Raw genomic sequence first — 18,107 nt, 5'->3', positions numbered from 1 at the left:
AGTTTAATGATAGCATTATGAAGAAAAGTGTGTTTTTTATTGCAGTTTTGTCTGCATGGAGTGTGATAGCATTGCCTGTTCAGGCTCAAGCCCAAGAACCTTTTGCCCAGAAAGCTAACAAGCGTGAGTTGATATTGTCTGTATTGGACCAGTCCAAGCCGAATCAGTATGTTCCGGCAGCCTTCTTCCTGCATTTTGAACACAAGCTGGGTGCCAAGGCTGTACAAGATCATATCAATTTCTTCCGTGCCACAAATATGGACATCGTAAAGGTTCAATACGAAGTGGTCGTTCCCCGCTTGGAGATCAAGACGCCCGACGATTGGAAAAAGGTTCCTGTATATGGCGAAGCGTTCTTTGAACCACAACTGGCAGTGATCGAGGATTTGGCACGTGAGCTGAAAGGTGAAGCTCTGGTGTTGCCTACCGTCTATTCTCCGGTCTCTCTGTTACACCAGACGGTTGGTGACAGTTTTGTGGAACTGGTGAAGAAAGACCCGGAGGCTGTTCGTCCGGCACTGGAAAATATAACTCTGAGTATAGAGAATTATCTGCGTGCCGCACGTCGGCGCGGAGCTGATGGATTCTATGTATCCAGCCAAGGGGGTGACACAAAAACCTTCGGTACGACGCCCATCTTTAAGAATGTTATCCGTCCGTATGACAAACGAGTTAGCGAAGTGGCAAACGAGATCGCTCCCTTCAATATCCTGCATATTTGTGACTATGGAAGCAGCTATGTAAGCATTGATGACTATGCCAATTACCCAGCCAGCATCATCAATCCCCCAATCCATTTAGAGAATGGAAGTGTCGATCTGAAACATGTACAAAAGGTATTCAAACGCCCTGTCTTCGGTGGTCTCGATCGCTTGGGTGTTTTAGCAACCGGTACGCTGGAAGAGGCTAAGAAAGAGGTGGACAAGGTGATGGAGAATGCTCCTGCCAACTTTATTCTGGGGGCCGACTGTACAGTACCCAGTGATACGGGCTATGATAGATTGCGTGCCATCATTGACTATGTACATTCCTGGCGTTACAATCATTAAACAATATCGATATGCGTAAGCTTCTTTCCAATACGATTGTTCTACTATTGCTGGCTGTTGTTGCCGGCATACTGGCAGGCTTCTTCATCCCCGAGGCGGGGATGAAGGGCGTGTTGGTCCTTAAGCAAATCAGTGGACAGATAATTTTTTTCCTCGTTCCTCTGATCATCATCGGTTTCGTGGCTCCTTCCATCGCATCGCTGAAAGGGAGTGTTTCACGGCTGATAGTCTTTGCCTTCTCGTTAGCATACCTTTCGTCCGTAGGCGCAGCGTTCTTTGCCATGCTGGTAGGATATCAGGTGATACCTTTGCTGGACATACGGTCTGTCACCGGGTCCCTAAGGGAACTGCCGGAAGTCTTGTTCAGCCTGGAGATTCCCCCCATGTTGAGTGTGATGTCCGCTCTGCTATTCTCGGTCTTGATCGGGTTGGGATGCATTTGGATAAAATCGAAAGAGATTGCGGAACTGCTCTTGCAATTCCGGGAGATCGTGCTGCAACTGGTAAAACGTATTCTGATACCCCTGCTTCCATTGTATGTAGCTGCTAATTTCTGTTCGTTATCTTATGAGGGGGATATATCCCGTTTGGGGATATTTTTGCCGGTAATACTGATTGCCATAGCCTGCCATTATCTATGGTTGTTGTTGCTCTATGGATTGGCTGCCGTTTATTCCGGTAAGAACAGTTGGCAGGTAGTCAAATTTTACTTGCCTGCCTATTTCACGGCATTAGGAACCATGTCTTCTGCGGCTACACTGGGAGTAGCTCTGGAATGTGCAAACAAGAGCCCTGTCCTGGACAAGAAAGTCTCGGACTTTTCCATTCCTCTGTTCGCGAATATACATCTTTGCGGCTCCGTTCTGACGGAAGTGTTCTTTGTATGTGTCGTATCCCAGTTGCTTTACGGACAGCTTCCCGCACTTTCCACCCTTGTTTTGTTTATCTTTCTGTTGGGAATATTTGCGGTAGGTGCGCCCGGAGTTCCCGGCGGAACAGTGTTGGCCTCATTGGGCATCGTAGTTTCCGTGTTGGGATTTGACGACGCAGGCACAGCCATGCTTATCGCTATTTTTGCTTTACAGGATAGCTTTGGAACAGCTTGCAATATTACCGGTGACGGTGCTCTGACTTTAATAATCGGTACCTTTTCAAAGCGATATTGCAAAATATGATGTAATATTAGTGAAATACCATTCGTAGCCAAGCGCTAAATACTGGTTTCTAAAAGAACCGGACTGGACACATGAAGGAATATCCCCGATGAAATTGTGGAAGAACCGGACGAAAAATAGTGGGAACTCCCCGATATTTTCCCTGTGGCAAGCGACTCCGGAGCATATAATGGGTAACGATTTAACGGCGTAACGCGCTGTTAAACCGTCTGGTTTTCGTTTAACGAAAACACAACTTGCTGTCCCCTAATGGGGACAACGTTTTTAAGTAGAACTGCAGATTGCTCCGCTTGATGCCTTCCTCCCTTCCTCAAAACTTCTCCATATATGTCCATATTTTTCAACAACAAGGTGATTGTTATCGGAATTTTGGCGTTAAGAAATGGGCTGAAATGCCTGAAAATACGCCGGGATTGCTGAATAACCGGCATAACCCGATAGATAATCAGGTAAATTGGTATTTAGATAAATTGGTATTCTGATATTCTGCTAATCGGGTATTTTGATATTCTGATATTCGGGTTATTAGGTAAATAGGTATTACTGAAGTTTAGACCGCTTGGTTATCTGATAATCGGGTAAATTGGTATTTTGGTTATTTGGTATATTGATAAATTGATATTCAGATAATAAGGTATTTGGAAAAACAGACGGTAAGGTGGGGAGCGGATAAACATCGAGAGAACGTAATAAAACAAGACACTTGATAAGGACTTTTAGCCTAAGCTAAACTAAGCTAATCCATTGATAATAAGTCTCGTAATGCTACGACATGTGAGATTATAATGCTACCTTAGCACTATAACAACAAAGGGTAAAGCATTATGAATGAGCAAATTAGAAATATTTTAGCGCAGGATGCCACCAAGACGAGCAAGATCCGGCAGCTGCTTCTTTTGGGTATGACACGCCGGAAAATCGCCGACCTGCTGACAAACGGAAATTACGGCTTCGTACACAATGTTTACAAAAAGATGCTGCAGGACGGCTTGATTGAGAATATCTGGAACTCAGCCATTGAAACAAGACAGCCGGTGCGGCCGGACTATACCTTCACTCATAAATTCGGTATTGAAATAGAAGCCTATAACTGCAGCATGAGCAGGCTGGCTGATGAGTTGAGGGAAGCCGGTATCCGTGTTACCGTCGAAGGTTATAACCATACGACACGGGATCATTGGAAACTGGTTACCGACAGCAGCCTGCATGGGAACGATACTTTTGAGCTGGTCAGCCCGATACTGGCCGGTGAAGCCGGGTTGAAAGAACTGGAAAAGGTGTGCTGGGTGCTTGACCTCTGTAATGTGAAGGTAAACGACAGTTGCGGGCTACACGTCCACTTGGATGCGGCGGACTTCAATATGAATACCTGGAGAAACCTGGCTCTGAGTTACAAGCACCTTGAGAATCTGATTGACGCTTTCATGCCGGCCACGCGCAGGAACAACAGATACTGCAAAAGCCTGAACCATGTTTCCGATGAGAGGATAAAATCAGCCCGGACAATAGATGACCTGCGGGATGTCTTTGACCGCGACAGGTACCACAAGGTAAACTTCGAGGCTTACTCCCGGCATAAGACGGTTGAGTTCCGCCAGCATTCCGGCACGACAAACTTCACAAAGATGGAGAATTGGATCTTATTTCTGAACGGTTTGATTACCTTTGCGAAACAGGACAACCTTTCCGGCAGGAACACCCTGGAGAGCCTGCCTTTTCTGGACGAGAAACAAAAATTGTATTTCAAAATTAGGACTAAAAAATTGGCGAGATGAAGAAAGAGTATATTTTACTGGATGGCGGCCGGATAGCCGCTTCCAGTGCGGAAGAGTTCGTCCGGCTGCTCCGTGAGGGGAGCTGGTTCGACAGTGATTGTACCGACGGGGAGTATATGCAGCGGTTTGCCGCGCGTTACAACGAGTCGCATGGTGTGACAGTTTCCACCGATACTCCCGAAGGGTTCATGTCCGACCTGATGAAGGACGGCTATCTCAAGGAGCGGTAAGCTCCGTCCCTTTATTATTATAGTCCCTGCCTTCAGTCTTTGAGGCGGGGATTTTTTTTCTTTCACCGCAATCCCGTCCTGTTCTTTTGGGGGATTTCTCTCCGGTATCCATGACAATCCATGACTTTCCATGACAAACCGTGACGGGGTATTTTACCCTATCGGGGCATTCATTTTCTTTGTGCCGTAAATAGTTACACAGTAATCAGAATTTTTAAAAAAGGCATGAAAAAAGAACCGTTATTAATTGCTGTCGCCAGCCAGAAAGGAGGCGTAGGCAAATCCGTCTTTACGGTGCTGCTCGCCAGCATCCTTCATTACCGGAAAGGTTATCGGGTGGGTGTCGTGGATTGCGACTCCCCTCAGCACAGCATTGCCCTGATGCGTGAACGCGATATCAAGAGCGTGATGGAGAATGATACTCTGAAAGTAAACCTCTACCGCCAGCACGAGCAGATTCAGAAACGCTCTTATCCGGTCATCAAAAGCGACCCGGAGAAAGCCGTCGAGGATTTGCACCGGTATATGGAAAAAGAGGATGCCGTTTTTGATGTCGTGCTGCTCGACCTTCCCGGAACGCTCCGCAGTGAGGGGGTGATCTACACCATTTCCGCGATGGACTATATCTTCGTCCCGCTTAAGGCGGACAATATCGTCATGCAGAGTTCCCTTGAATTTGCCGCTGTACTGGAAGACGAACTGATATCCAAGCACAATTGCAACCTTAAGGGCATCTATTTCTTCTGGAACATGATTGACAAAAGGGAACGGAAAGAGGTGTACGAGTCATGGAACCGTGTGATCCGGAAAGCGGACCTGAAACTGCTGGACTCACGCATTCCGGACACGAAACGTTACAACAGGGAAATAAGCCCGACGCAGAACAGTATCTTCCGTTCCACGCTGTTTCCACCGGACAACCGGCAGGAAAAAGGATCGGGGTTGTCCGAACTGGTGGAAGAGATATGCCGTATCGCCGGTTTAAACGAACCAGACGCTATCTAAAACAGAACAGCTTATGAATAAATCAGACAAAAAGAAAATATTCCCCGGAGGCATAGACGAGCAGGCGATACTGGACATAGTCGCTTCCAAAGGTTCGATGCTGTCCATCCTCTCCGAAACGCCTCCCCAGCCGGAGAGGGCGGAAGCAATCCCGCCGGAACCGGCGGTAACCGGGAAGCAGGCGTTTACTGACAAAGAGTGTGATGCTTTCATTGCAAATTTTCTGAATGTACCCCGGAGTGAGTCCACCACGACGCTTCATATCGATGCCGATATACACCGGCGTATCTCTTCCCTGGTGTGGGGTATCGGCAGCAGGAAGGTCACCGTTGCCGGAGTCACCAACCGGATACTGGCACTTTTCTTCGAACAGAACGAGAAGCTGGTCCATTACATTATCGAAAAACATTGCAAATCATTTAAAACAAAATAACCGTATGGAATATCTTTTTATTCTCCTTTTTATTTATGCTTCCTATTTGAGCATTGAGAAGTATGTCCATACGGGCGGCATTTTCACATGGAGGGGCGGAAAAGTCAAAAAGGAACGTCGGACCACACCTGCCGCCGTTCATCCGGAAATATCATTGTCAGAGGCGGAAATAATAGGCAGGAGCCGGTACCGGATGCGACAATCACTGACAATGGATGACAATAGCGGACAGGCTGAATCTGGTATTGAAAAGAGCGGTACCTTTACTCCCGAAAAGGAAACAGGACCGGTTCTTCAAGCACACGAACCCTTTGACAGGCATACGAAATACCCGGAAGTTCCGGGCACTTTTCAAAAATTGAATTATCCTGAAACCGACTATATGCAGAAGGCTTCCCCTTCTTCCGGTGAAGAAAAGGAAGAAATACCCGAACGCTATGAGATTACGGGATACGTACAGCGGAGCAATCCCCACCGGGCAACCGGTGTCACCTTCGACGACCTGGATATGATAGAGAAAGTGATGACATCGGACATTCCCGTGACGGAAGCGGAACAGGAACAAACCCGGCAGACTTTCCGTAAGCTGGAAGGCACGAACATGGAGCGAATCCTGCAGGCGGGCATCCTGGGTAACAACGACAAGCTGAAACGGTATATGCGTCTGTATGTGGACAAGGGTGAACCCCATTTATTGACCAGAAAGGACAAGGACGACATTCTCCGGGAATTTGACATTACGGAGCATGTGCCTGAATAGATAACAGGACGATAGTATGGGAAAGTATTATGATTCCGGTTGATTCCGGATGTTGTGGACCTTTAAAATGAAGTGTACAATTAAAAAATGAAAAAACATGAGAGATTTCTTCGACTCCGGTTGATCCGGGCATGGCGAGTTTTAAAACGAAGTGTATAACTCTTAAAGAACGGATATATGAGAGGCTTCCATGATTCCGGTTGATCTTTTCCCTTTACCGGAGCGAACATTCAAAACAAGTAATTAACCCTTTAAAACGGAGGTGCCTATGATTGGTTACTATGACTCGGGTTGATCCTAAAAAGGACATCGTGGTTGCAAGCAGCGGACCGCAGGAAATTTCCTGCGGTCTATTTGAAAGAAGTTTTTTATTCACATTTAATTCGTAGATTGTATATGAAAAGACATTTTAAAAAGACGGTTGCATTAATAGCATGAATAGTTGTTTCCACCCTGGGTGCCTATGCCGAAGGGGACGGAAGTGCCGGTATCACAAAGGCCACATCCATGCTTTCCAGCTATTTCGATCCGGCCACGAAATTGATATATGCCGCAGGAGCCATTGTAGGGCTGATAGGCGCGATAAAAGTTTATTCCAAGTTTTCTTCAGGAGACCCCGATACCGGAAAAACAGCCGGGTCCTGGTTTGGAGCCTGTGTTTTCCTCATTGTTGCTGCGACCGTCCTGCGCTCCTTTTTCCTGTAATATAGACGGTTATGGAATACAATATCAACAAAGGAATAGGACGCAGCGTGGAGTTTAACGGCTTGCAGGCACAATACCTGTATTTCTTCGTAGGAGGCTTGCTTGCCATCTTCCTGTTGTTCGTCATCTTCTATATGATAGGTATTGACCGGTGGGTCTGCATCGGCTTCGGTATCCTCTCCGCTTTCGGGCTGATCTTCGGGGTGTTCCACCTGAACAAGAAGTACGGTCCCAATGGCTTGATGAAGCTTACCGCAGTCAAATACCACCCGTTTTATATCATCAATCGCAAACGTATATCTTCCTTATTTAAAAAGCGCATTTATGAGAAATACATTAAAAGCCGCAACGCTGGAAAGTAAGTTTCCGATATTGTCCGTGGAAGAGAGATGCATCCTCTCCAAGGACGCGGACGTGACCATCGGCTTCAAGGTTTTCCTTCCGGAGCTCTTCACGGTCACTTCCGCAGACTATGAATCCATGCACGGCACATGAACAAAGGCAGTCAAGGTACTGCCGAATTACACGATAGTACACCGGCAGGACTGGTTCCTGAAAGAGAATTACAAGGCCGACACGCAGAAGGACGGGATGAGCTTTCTGGACCGCAGCTTCGAGCTCCACTTCAATGAACGGCCTTTCCTGAACCATTTTGCCTATCTCTTCATCACCAGGACAACCAAGGAGCGGAGCCGCAAAGAGAGCAACTTCTCCATCCTCTGCCGGGGGAACATCATCCCGAAGGAAGTCTGGGACAAGGACGCGGTCAGCCGCTTTCTGGAAAGTGTCGACCAGTTCGAGCGCATCCTGAACGACTCGGCCTTTATCCGCCTGGAACGGCTGACCACCGATGAGATTGTCGGCACGCCGCAGCAGGCCGGGCTGGTCGAGAAATATTTCTCCCTCTCGCAGCAGGACACGACCACGCTGAAAGATATACAGATGAGCGCATCGGAAATGCGTATCGGGGACAATATTCTCTGCGTGCACACCCTTTCCGATGTGGACGATCTTCCCGGCTCTGTCCGGACGGATGCCCGGTACGAGAAATACTCCACCGACCGCAGTGACTGCCGTCTGAGCTTTGCCGCCCCGGTGGGGCTGATGCTTTCCTGTGACCATATCTACAACCAGTTCCTGTTCATAGACGATTCGGCGGAAATCCTGCAACGCTTCGAGAAGACGGCACGCAACATGCATTCGCTTTCCAAGTACAGCCGTGCCAACCAGCTCAACAAGCAGTGGATCGACGCTTATCTGGACGAAGCGCACTCCTTCGGGCTGACCGCCATCCGTTGCCATTGCAATGTCATGGCATGGTCGGACAGCCGGGAGAAGCTCAAGGTGATAAAGAACGACACCGGTTCGGCTCTGGCACTGATGGGATGCAAGCCCCGTTACAATACCGTTGACGCGCCTACCCTGTACTGGGCGGGCATTCCCGGCGGCGAGGGTGATTTTCCTGCCGAGGAGTCCTTCTATACTTTCATCGAGCAGGGAGTCTGCTTTTTTACCGGGGAGACGAACTATGCGGATTCCCTGTCGCCTTTCGGCATCAAGATGGCAGACCGGACCAACGGGAAACCGCTGCATCTGGACATCTCGGACGAACCGATGCGCCGGGGCATCATCACCAACCGTAACAAACTGGTTATCGGGCCTTCCGGTTCGGGCAAGTCCTTTTTCATGAACCATTTAGTGAGGCAGTATTGGGAACAGAACACCCACATTATACTGATTGATATCGGGAACAGTTACAAGGGTTTATGCGACCTGATCCGCCAGCGTACAAACGGGGAGGATGGCGTGTATTATACGTATAGCGAAAAACACCCGATAGCCTTCAATCCTTTTTTTACCGAAGATAAAGTCTTCGACCTGGAGAAGAAAGAGTCCATTAAGACACTGATCATGTCGCTCTGGAAAAGGGATACGGAAGTAATCACCCGTGCCGAGGAAGTGGCCCTCTCAATGGCGGTCAACCTGTTTCTTGAAAAGATAAAGGAGGATGTTGAGCTGGTTCCTTCCTTTAATACTTTCTACGAGTTCGTACAGGGAGAGTTCCATGGAATACTGGAAGAGAAACATTACCGCGAGAAGGATTTCGACCTCACTAATTTTCTCAATGTATTGGCTCCATATTACCGTGGTGGAGAATATGATTATCTGCTGAATTCAGATGAGCAGCTCGACTTGCTGAACAAGCGTTTTGTGGTATTTGAAATTGACGAAATTAAGGAGCATAAGATTCTTTTTCCGGTGGTGACCGTCATCATTATGGAAGCTTTTATCAACAAAATGAGGCGGTTGCATGGGGCTCGGAAGATGATAGTTGTGGAGGAGGCTTGGAAGGCAATCGCCCGCGAAGGCATGGTGGATTATATAAAATTTCTCTACAAAACCCGTCCGTAAATACTTCGGTGAGGCCGTAGTTGTCACGCAGGAACTGGACGACATCGTGTCAAGTCCTATTATCAAGGACACTATCGTCAACAATGCCGATTGCAAGATTTTGTTGGACCAGCGAAAGTATATCAACAAGTTTGATTCCGTGCAATCCTTGCTGGGACTGACCGACAAGGAGAAAGGGCAGATTCTGTCCATCAACCAGGCCAATGATCCGGCAAGAAAGTATAAGGAAGTTTGAATTGGCTTGGGCGGAGTCCGGTCTGCTGTCTATGCCACAGAAACCTCTGTCGAGGAGTACCTCACTTATACCACGGAGGAGACCGAGAAGCTCGAAGTCACGCAAATGACAGAGAAGTTGGGCGGCAATATGGAACAGGCCATCCGTATGCTGGCAAGTGAGAAGAAAAAGAAAAAATAAACGGTTAAAAGAAAGAAGTAATGAAAAAGAAAGTTTTAAGTCTATTGTTTGTCCTGCCGGCTTTAATTGTGCCGGTAAGCGTGCAGGCGCAGTGGGTGGTGTCCGATCCGGGCAACTTGGTCCAAGGTATCGTGAACAGTGTGAATGAGATGGTGGAAACTTCCCAAACGGCACAGAACGCCCTTTCCACATGGAAGGAAACCTCGAAAATATTCGAACAGGGACGGGAGTATTATGACAAGCTGCGCAAGGTAAACGACCTGATTAGCGGCAGCGAGAAAGTCAAGGAGTCCGTCCTGATGCTGGGCGATATCTCCGAGATTTATGTGAACAATTTCGGCAAGATGCTGACCGACAAGAATTTCAGCCAGCGGGAATTGGACGCGATAGCCTCCGGTTATAATACGATCATGAAGAAAAGCAGCCGCAGCATTGCCGAACTGAAGAATATAGTTAATCCCACCGGCATGTCCATGAACGACAAGGAGCGCATCGACCTGGTAAACCGGGTATATGGGGAAATGACGCATTACAAGAAACTTGCGAACTATTATACCCGCAAGAACCTGCATGTGTCCTATCTGCGAGCCAAACAGAAAAATGAACAACAGCAGGTATTTGACTTGTATGGCAAAGACGAACGTTACTGGTAATCATTCAATTAAAATCAGAACAGTATGTTGCTAATGTCTATCTCATTTGAAAACTTGCACCAGATTCTGAGGAATCTGTACGATACGATGACCAGGCTCTGCCAGCCGATGATGGATATGGGGATGGCACTGGCCGCACTGGGAGCCTTGTTCTACATTGCTTACCGGGTGTGGCAGTCCCTTTCCCGTGCCGAGCCGATAGATGTCTTTTCGATGCTCCGGCCTTTCGTACTGGGTATCTGCATCCTCTTCTTCGATATAATGGTGCTGGGAACCCTTAACGGCATCTTCAGTCCCATTGTCCAGGGAACCGGCACGCTGCTGCGGGACCAGACTTTCGACCTGCAGAAATACCAGCAGGAGAAGGACAGACTCCGGGCGGACATGCTGGCAAAAACCATGATGACCGGAAGCGTCTTTGCCTCCAACGAGGAGCTGGACACCGAACTGGAGAACATGGGCTGGAGCGAGGAGGAGCATACGGCTTTGCAGACGATGTATGAGGTTTCCTATTCTTTCTCCCTGCAGGGGATCACCCAGATGATCATGCGCAAACTGCTGGAGATCCTTTTCCAGTCCGCTTCCCTGGTCATCGACACGATCCGTACCTTCTTTTTGATTGTATTGAGTATTCTGGGGCCGATAGCTTTTGCCCTGAGTGTATTCGACGGTCTGCAGAACACGCTCGTCCAGTGGCTGGCACGCTATATCAGTGTCTACCTCTGGCTGCCGGTATCAGACCTCTTCGGGGCGATGCTCGCCAAGATACAGACGCTTATCTTGCAGGAGGAGATGAACCTGATGGCTAACCCGATGAGCATCATCGATGTGGACGGCTCCTCGGCCATCTATCTGATATTTATGATCATAGGGCTGGTAGGATATTTCTGTGTCCCGACGGTTTCAAACTGGATCGTCCAGGCCGGCGGCATGAGTGCCTATAACCGGAATGTGAACAATACGGCATCCAAAGTGACCAATGTGGCGGGTGCCGCGGCAGGTGCTTCAACGGGTAATGTCGGAGCAGTATTATTGAAAAAGTAGGAATGTAAAAAGTATAAGAATTATGGAATTCAAAAGTTTAAAAAATATCGAATCCTCGTTCAGGCAGATACGCCTGTTCACGCTGGTCTTTCTGGGTATTTGCGCATCGCTCACGACGTATGCCATCTGAAAGTCCTACCTGTTCGCTAACCGGCAGCGGGAGAAGGTGTATGTGCTGGATCAGGGCAAGTCATTGATGCTGGCATTGTCACAGGATGCGGTGTTGAACCGTCCGGTGGAAGCCCGCGAGCATGTGCGCCGCCTACATGAGCTGTTCTTTACGCTGGCTCCCGACAAGGCCGCCATCGAATCCAACATCAACCGTGCCATGTATCTGGCGGACAAGAGCCTTTACGGGTATTACCGGGATTGGAACGAGAAAGGATATTACAACCGGCTGATCAGCGGCAATATCAACCAGACCGTCCTTGTGGACAGCATGCAGTGCGATTTCGATAACTATCCCTACCGGATCATCACCTTTGCCCGGCAGATGGTTGTCCGCAGCAGCAATATCACCGAGCGTTCTCTGGTCACCCGTTGTTTCCTGCAGAGTGTAACCCGGTCGGATAATAATCCGCAAGGCTTTATGGCGGAGCGTTTCGAAATTCTGGAGAACAGGGATATAAGGACCGTTGAACGCTAAAAAGAACAGGATAATGAAAAGTAAAAAGATAAAAACAGAAATAGGTGAAAAACTGAAGGGCGTTTGCGAAAGCCTGTCGGAGAAAGAGCGTAAGGGAGTGCTTGTCGGCATGCTGGCTGTCAGCACGGTCTTGTGTGGTGTCACGGTAGTGCGCGCTTTCGGACGTTTCCTTTCTCACGGCACACCAAAGGAGCTGCCGTTTGGCAGGCATGTTCCGGCAGATTCACTCCACCGGACAGATAAAGACAGTATAATGTATCATTCTAAATCAACGGATAATGGAAGATAAAGAATTGGAAAAGCCCGAAGCGGCAGAAGAAACAGCGGTACAGCCGGAAACCGGCAGAGCCTTGCAGGACGAGCCGGGGAAAGAAAAGAGGGTGCTTGCCCCGGAAGAAATTGAGAAAAGAAGGAAGTTTATTGTGATTCCGGCCTTTGTACTGGTATTCCTGGGAGTCATGTACTGAATATTTGCCCCGTCCGGTAAGGAGAACGGGACGGAAGTTCCCGGCAACTCCGGGTTTAACGTGAATGTCCCGGAGCCTACCACGGCCAAGCTGTTGGATAAGAAGACCGCCGCTTACGAGAAGCAGCAGGCGGAAGTGGAGGAAGAAAGCCGGATGAAATCGTTGGAACAGCTTGCCGGGACGTTGCTGGATGGTGGAAAAATAACACCCGATGCGAACGAAAAAGACGGAGACAGGCTGCAACAGTCAGTCAAGACCTACGAGCAAATTTCCAGCCAGCTGGATGATTTCTATGAGACTCCCGAAAAAACTGTAAAAAGTGATCTGGAGAGAAAAGTGGAGGAGTTGAATAAAAAGCTGGAAGAAGCGGAAAAAGAAAAGGACCGGACGGCTTCCCGTGAGGAACTGATGGAACGTTCCTACAAGATGGCGGCAAAGTATCTGAATCCGGATAAGGATACCATAAAAGAAGAAACAACCGGAAAAGAACTGCCGGAAGCTGTTCCGGTACAGCGGGCGGAGCACCAGACCACCTCCGGCCTTTCACAGCCGGTTACGGATTCCGCTTTTATCGCTTCACTCGTCGTTGAAAGGAATTACGGTTTCAATACAGCCGTAGGCAGCAGTTACCGGATGGGAACGAATACCATTGCCGCCTGCATCTCGGAAAACCAGACTGTCGAACAGGGAGGCAGGGTAAGACTCAGGCTGCTCCAACCCCTGCAAGCCGGAAACATCACCATTCCTGCCAACAGCCTGGTAACGGGTGCGGCGGTAATCCGGGGGGAACGGCTGGATATCCTGATCAGCAGCATCGAATATGCGGGAAATATCATTCCCGTGCAGCTGGCGGCCTATGATGTGGATGGGCAGAAGGGAATCTTTGTTCCCGGCTCCGATACCCGCAGTGCGGCAAAGGATGCGGCGGGGACGGTCAGCGAGAGCATGGGAAACAGCGTGTCGTTTGCACGTTCCGCCGGGCAGCAGGTGGTGATGGACCTGACGCGCGGAGTCATGCAGGGCGGCACACGGTTGATCGCCGGACGGGTTCGCGCGGTCAAGGTGACACTGAAAGCCGGATATAAGGTGCTGCTGGTCACAAAGAAACAATAACGGATTATTCACTTTAATAAAAAAGACAAGACAATGAAAATAGTTATAGCATTATTGATGTCTGTTCTGGCCTCGGTATCCGGTTTTTCACAGGAGGAAAGACCGGTAAATCCCGTCAGGATTCTGACGGCGGGCCAGCATATCACCCCTTATAAAATTGAGGTCACTTTCAGCAAGACGGTGCATATCCTTTTTCCTGCCGAAGTACGCTATGTGGATCTGGGCAGTAACAATATCATCGCGGGCAAAGCCGACGGGGTGGAGAATGTGGTACGTGTAAAAGCGGCGGTAAAAGAGTTTCCGGGAGAGACAAACTTCTCGGTTATTACAGGCGACGGTTCCTTCTTTTCTTTCAATGTGGTTTATAAAGAGGAGCCTTCCACGCTGAATATCAATATGGACCAATGGATAAATCCGGACGAAGGGGGAAAGAAAGGAGGCAGTTCCATCCGTGTCACGGAGCTGGGTGAGGAAGATCCGACGGTCATCGCCAGCGTGATGTACACCATCCACCGGCTGGACTGCAGGGACGTGAAGCATATCGGATGCCGGCAGTTCGGGATGCAGGTTCTTCTGAAAGGTATTTATGTGCATAAGGACCTGCTCTTCTTCCACGTTTCCCTGACGAATAATTCCCATGTGCCTTTCGATGTGGATTTCGTACGGTTTAAAATAGTGGATAAGAAGATAGCCAAACGGACAGCGCAGCAGGAAACCTATATCGAACCGGTACGTACGCTCAATGCCCTGACACGCATCGAGGGAAAAAGTACGGGGCGTATTGTATATGCCTTCCCGAAGATAATTATTCCTGACGACAAGCTGCTGGAAGTGGAAATCTACGAAAAGGCGGGAGGCCGCCACCAGCGGTTTTATGTCGAAAATAGTGACCTGGTGGATGCGCGTGTCATGAATGAATTAATCAAGGAGTAATCATGAAAAGAGTTTTATTTATTATGTTATGCATTTGTCTGCCCTTTGCGGCAGGCAAATCCTTTGCCCAACGCTATTTGCCGGGACAAAGGGGAATTCAGCTTACAGCAGGCGGTGTGGACAACTTCGGTTCCAATGTGAAGCATTTGGGTGGTAACTTCCAGGTCGGTCTGGCTTTGAGCCGGTATAACCGGAACCATTCCCGATGGTTGTTCGGGGCGGATTATGTGAAGAAACACTATTCCTATAAGGAGATTGCGATACCCAAAGCGCAGTTTACCGGGGAAGCGGGTTATTTCGTGCCGTTCTTCTCGGACCGTGACAAGAACGTGTTCTTCTCTGCCGGGCTTTCCGCTCTGGCCGGTTATGAGACGACCAACTGGAACGACAAGCTGCTCTATGACGGGGCGACACTTAAGAATGACGGATGCTTTATCTACGGTTTTGCTCCGGCTTTCGAGATGGAGGCGTTCCTTTCGGACAGGCTGGTTTTTCTTTTCAGTGTCCGCCAAAGGATATTCTTCGGCTCGTCCGTAGGACATTTCCACACGGTGGTCGCTGCCGGATTCAAGTACATTTTTAATTAGGGACAGCATGGAAGAAAATAATTGGAATATAGACCAGATGCTGCACTGGCTGGACATAAAAATAGAACGGGAAGACCGGGACATAGCCAGGCTTGAGAAACAGATGGACGGGGATTTTCTGTACTATTTCGAGTGGAATGCGGAGAGCCTGTACAAATCCCACTTTATGTCAGACTGTTATAAAAAACTCCGCCAGGCAGTGGACGGGGTAAAAGACATCGATGAAATCAGGAATATCCTCAAGGAGCATGCCGCCTGCTGTGAGAAGAAACTGCTGGACGGCCAGCTGGATTGCCGAAGTTCCAGCCGGGGTGCGAACATGGCCCATTCCATGAGGCTGGAATGTATGCAGCGGCTGATAAAAGATTACCGGGAATTTGCAAATATTCTTTCAGTAACGCCTCCTGAAAAGAATCAGCAGCAGGCACATAAAAACGGGAAGAAAGAAGGACCGCCTGAAAAAAAGACAAAACAGGGTATCAGGCGTTAGCCATGCCGCCGGATTCAAGTAAATTATCAATTTAGTAATACGTAAAGTCATGAAGATAAAATTAATTGCAAGTAGTATCATGCTCACATTACTTTGCCTGCTGGGTAGCTGTGACGACAAACTGGAAGTGCGGCAGGCTTATGATTTCTCCCTTACCTCGTGGTATCTTCAGAAAACCATCTCCCCGGATGAGACCGTGGAGATTCGTCTGACACTCAATCGCAGTGGAAACTATGAGGAAGCCCGCTATCAAATCGGTTATATACAGATGGAGGGTAGCGGTGAGGTATACGACAAGAAGAATGTCCGGCTGGTGAACCGGGAGATGCAACCGTTGGATTCGATTGCGGGGTTGGACAGCAGCGATCCCTGCCGCCAGGTGTTCACGCTATTCTATCATAATGGGAGTAGTAAGAACGCGGAAATTAAATTCGTAGCTGTGGATAACTTCGGACAGGAAAGGGATTTGGATATTTCTTTCGCAACAGAAACGGAAAGCGAACAATAAAAAGATTGATGATGGATACAGATCATTTAGAAGTCGAACAGTTGCAACAATACCTTGACAAGGCAAGAAATGAGGTAAGGAGCGACATCAAAATGTATAAGAGCCAGCTGGAAAAGAACTATCTTGATTTCTTTAACTGGTATGCGGATGACTTGTACAAAGCCTGTTATATGGATAACCAATATAGGATAATTCAGCAGAAGATTGATACTACCGAGACTCCGAGGGATATTGAAGCGTATCTGAAACGTTGCACTCTCTATTTGGAAGAAGATCTTTTATCCGGTCCGCTCGTCAGGAGAAGTACCAGTCCGATATCGAATATGGCCCTTTCTCTGGAGATAGAGTGCAAACAGAAACTGCTGAAGGATTTTCGGAATTTGAATAGGTTTCTTCAGAGCGAGACGATCGGTGAGAAAATAAAGTCCCAGGAAAAAACAAGGCGAGAGGCTATCCCCCGGCTGGAAAAGAAAAAAACGGGACCACGGTTGAGATAGTTTTTTGAAGCCGGCAATAAAGAAGAAGGTCGCTGAAGCATGATTTCAGCGGCCTTCTTCTTTATTAATATTGGAATCTTCTGCTTAGAGCAGACAAGCCTCAAACAGATAATGTATGAATAACCGGCCCTTTTCCGTCCAGACGGTCAGCATGGCAGTGCCTGTATCGCCATTCCGGTTTTCCCATTGGTGAGTACGGGTGGTTGTATAACCTTGATTCTGGTAGGGTGCTTTAAGCAGCCACTGTCCGGACTGGCGGAACTGGATGTCCGCCCATTTCAACCGCCTGTTCAATGCGCTGGCACTCATGCCCAGTTCTTTGGCTATCTGGGTGGCCGTATAGGTGCTTTGGGATTGCAGCACCATGTCATAATAAGCGACTTTAGGGGCCTGTAATTTTAGCTTCAGAAAGGCAAGGTTGTTTGCCTGCTGCAATTTGCCGATATGCTCGTCACGGGTCTTGATTTTGCCCTGTGCAAGTAACACGGCACGTGCCAGCAGTTCATTGTCCGTTTCGCCACTCTTTCGCAGGATATAACCGCCGTTTTTCAGTGTTTCGGGAACCAGTTCATCAAATATCCAGCTTTCAATTTTTTCGGCAGCCGGCAGCTTGCTGCCGGCAATCAGGCGGTACACATTCCCTTCATTGATGTATTTTATCTTCTGTACGGCACTGCGTGTAGGGGTGTCGTAGATTGCGACGCCCATTGGTTTACAGTGTCTTGCAACGGCATCCCTCGGATTGGCATAGCCGAGTGCGGAGGCAACGTCGGATGCACAGAACCATATTTTCCCGTCAATATCCAGTGTCCGGATACGTCCGAACTCAGGATGTTCAAATATTGATATTTTATTCATGACTGTTCAATTTATAGGTTTCTTCTATTGCTTTGAATATCTCGTAGGCTACCTGGGGGACGATGGCGTTTCCGTATCCTTTGATGGACTTTTCTCTTCACTGAGAAAAGGAGATACCGTCCAACCTGGCGGAAAACCCATCATCTCGGCTACAAACAGGGGGTTGAGTTGGAAACTCTTTCCAGTCCGGGCGAAGAAATCGGGAAGGCTGTTCTTTTCCGGTATCCGGCCTCTCTTCTCGAGGCTCTCCAGGCTTGCCGCACCTTTCCAGTCCCTCGCCGTCGGCGTGGGCAGAAGTTCCGCCATCCTCCCAAGCCCTACACTCCAGACATGGCCTTTCTGATTGATCTTC

At 48.5% G+C, this 18,107-nt stretch carries 20 protein-coding genes and 2 pseudogenes; 21 read left to right on the top strand and 1 reads right to left on the bottom strand.

Translation table 11 applies throughout. The features are described from left to right. The first annotated feature begins 17 nt into the window (after positions 1-17). From VYM24_RS09615 to VYM24_RS09515, 21 genes and pseudogenes are all read left to right on the top strand, one after another. Entirely contained in the window at positions 18-1,049 is a 1,032-nt protein-coding gene (locus VYM24_RS09615; protein ID WP_330942024.1) for a uroporphyrinogen decarboxylase family protein, read from the top strand. A gap of 11 nt (positions 1,050-1,060) precedes the next feature. After that, entirely contained in the window at positions 1,061-2,224 is a 1,164-nt protein-coding gene (locus tag VYM24_RS09610) for a dicarboxylate/amino acid:cation symporter (protein WP_211737775.1), read from the top strand. An 824-nt stretch (positions 2,225-3,048) separates the two neighbouring features. Then, the gene (locus VYM24_RS09605) at positions 3,049-3,999 is read left to right on the top strand and encodes an amidoligase family protein (RefSeq protein WP_008760247.1); all 951 of its coding nucleotides are present in this window, start codon (positions 3,049-3,051) and stop codon (positions 3,997-3,999) included. Next, positions 3,996-4,229, top strand: a complete 234-nt coding sequence (locus VYM24_RS09600; RefSeq protein WP_008760248.1) for a hypothetical protein — start codon at positions 3,996-3,998, stop codon at positions 4,227-4,229. Before VYM24_RS09605 ends, VYM24_RS09600 begins: the two co-directional genes overlap by 4 nt. A gap of 225 nt (positions 4,230-4,454) precedes the next feature. Continuing rightward, positions 4,455-5,234 carry a ParA family protein gene (locus VYM24_RS09595; RefSeq protein WP_008760249.1) on the top strand — a complete coding sequence of 260 codons (780 nt, stop codon included), beginning with the start codon at positions 4,455-4,457 and terminating at the stop codon, positions 5,232-5,234. 13 nt (positions 5,235-5,247) lie between these two features. Next, on the top strand, positions 5,248-5,667 hold the full coding sequence (locus VYM24_RS09590) for a DUF3408 domain-containing protein (protein WP_032850125.1): 420 nt from the start codon (positions 5,248-5,250) through the stop codon (positions 5,665-5,667). Positions 5,668-5,671: 4 nt separating this feature from the next. Further along, on the top strand, positions 5,672-6,427 hold the full coding sequence (locus tag VYM24_RS09585) for a hypothetical protein (protein WP_211737782.1): 756 nt from the start codon (positions 5,672-5,674) through the stop codon (positions 6,425-6,427). A 438-nt stretch (positions 6,428-6,865) separates the two neighbouring features. Beyond that, positions 6,866-7,132, top strand: coding sequence for a DUF4134 domain-containing protein (locus VYM24_RS09580; RefSeq protein ID WP_128567788.1), 267 nt, complete (start codon positions 6,866-6,868; stop codon positions 7,130-7,132). An 11-nt stretch (positions 7,133-7,143) separates the two neighbouring features. Further along, a complete protein-coding gene (locus VYM24_RS09575; RefSeq protein ID WP_008760251.1) occupies positions 7,144-7,494 on the top strand; it encodes a DUF4133 domain-containing protein in 351 nt (116 codons plus the stop codon). After that, a pseudogene (locus VYM24_RS09570) lies at positions 7,457-9,959 on the top strand (TraG family conjugative transposon ATPase). The gene VYM24_RS09575 and the pseudogene VYM24_RS09570 overlap by 38 nt, the downstream one beginning before the upstream one ends. A gap of 20 nt (positions 9,960-9,979) precedes the next feature. Beyond that, on the top strand, positions 9,980-10,612 hold the full coding sequence (locus VYM24_RS09565; RefSeq protein ID WP_008760252.1) for a DUF4141 domain-containing protein: 633 nt from the start codon (positions 9,980-9,982) through the stop codon (positions 10,610-10,612). 24 nt (positions 10,613-10,636) lie between these two features. Continuing rightward, complete coding sequence (gene traJ / locus VYM24_RS09560) at positions 10,637-11,656, top strand: conjugative transposon protein TraJ (protein ID WP_330942023.1); 1,020 nt, start codon at positions 10,637-10,639, stop codon at positions 11,654-11,656. Between the two features lie 22 nt (positions 11,657-11,678). Next, positions 11,679-12,302, top strand: a pseudogene (traK, locus tag VYM24_RS09555) (conjugative transposon protein TraK). 13 nt (positions 12,303-12,315) lie between these two features. Further along, positions 12,316-12,591: a hypothetical protein gene (locus tag VYM24_RS09550; RefSeq protein WP_330942022.1), complete on the top strand. Its 276-nt coding sequence runs from the start codon at positions 12,316-12,318 to the stop codon at positions 12,589-12,591. After that, the gene (locus VYM24_RS09545; RefSeq protein WP_032850130.1) at positions 12,581-12,769 is read left to right on the top strand and encodes a hypothetical protein; all 189 of its coding nucleotides are present in this window, start codon (positions 12,581-12,583) and stop codon (positions 12,767-12,769) included. Before VYM24_RS09550 ends, VYM24_RS09545 begins: the two co-directional genes overlap by 11 nt. Continuing rightward, a complete protein-coding gene (traM, locus tag VYM24_RS09540) occupies positions 12,770-13,882 on the top strand; it encodes a conjugative transposon protein TraM (protein ID WP_211739019.1) in 1,113 nt (370 codons plus the stop codon). A 33-nt stretch (positions 13,883-13,915) separates the two neighbouring features. Continuing rightward, entirely contained in the window at positions 13,916-14,815 is a 900-nt protein-coding gene (traN, locus tag VYM24_RS09535) for a conjugative transposon protein TraN (protein WP_211737784.1), read from the top strand. 2 nt (positions 14,816-14,817) lie between these two features. After that, complete coding sequence (locus tag VYM24_RS09530; protein WP_211737785.1) at positions 14,818-15,402, top strand: conjugal transfer protein TraO; 585 nt, start codon at positions 14,818-14,820, stop codon at positions 15,400-15,402. 7 nt (positions 15,403-15,409) lie between these two features. Next, entirely contained in the window at positions 15,410-15,892 is a 483-nt protein-coding gene (locus VYM24_RS09525) for a hypothetical protein (RefSeq protein WP_211737786.1), read from the top strand. A gap of 49 nt (positions 15,893-15,941) precedes the next feature. Continuing rightward, positions 15,942-16,400, top strand: coding sequence for a TraQ conjugal transfer family protein (locus VYM24_RS09520; protein ID WP_211737787.1), 459 nt, complete (start codon positions 15,942-15,944; stop codon positions 16,398-16,400). Positions 16,401-16,408: 8 nt separating this feature from the next. Beyond that, positions 16,409-16,897, top strand: a complete 489-nt coding sequence (locus VYM24_RS09515) for a hypothetical protein (protein ID WP_330942021.1) — start codon at positions 16,409-16,411, stop codon at positions 16,895-16,897. 84 nt (positions 16,898-16,981) lie between these two features. On the opposite strand, the gene VYM24_RS09510 is transcribed toward VYM24_RS09515, so the two are convergent. After that, entirely contained in the window at positions 16,982-17,755 is a 774-nt protein-coding gene (locus VYM24_RS09510) for a phage antirepressor (RefSeq protein WP_330942020.1), read from the bottom strand. Positions 17,756-18,107: the final 352 nt, after the last annotated feature.

Origin of the sequence: Bacteroides sp. MSB163 (assembly GCF_036416795.1) — a bacterium.
GTDB lineage: Bacteria > Bacteroidota > Bacteroidia > Bacteroidales > Bacteroidaceae > Bacteroides > Bacteroides maternus.
This window is presented reverse-complemented; position numbering and strand designations above follow the sequence as displayed.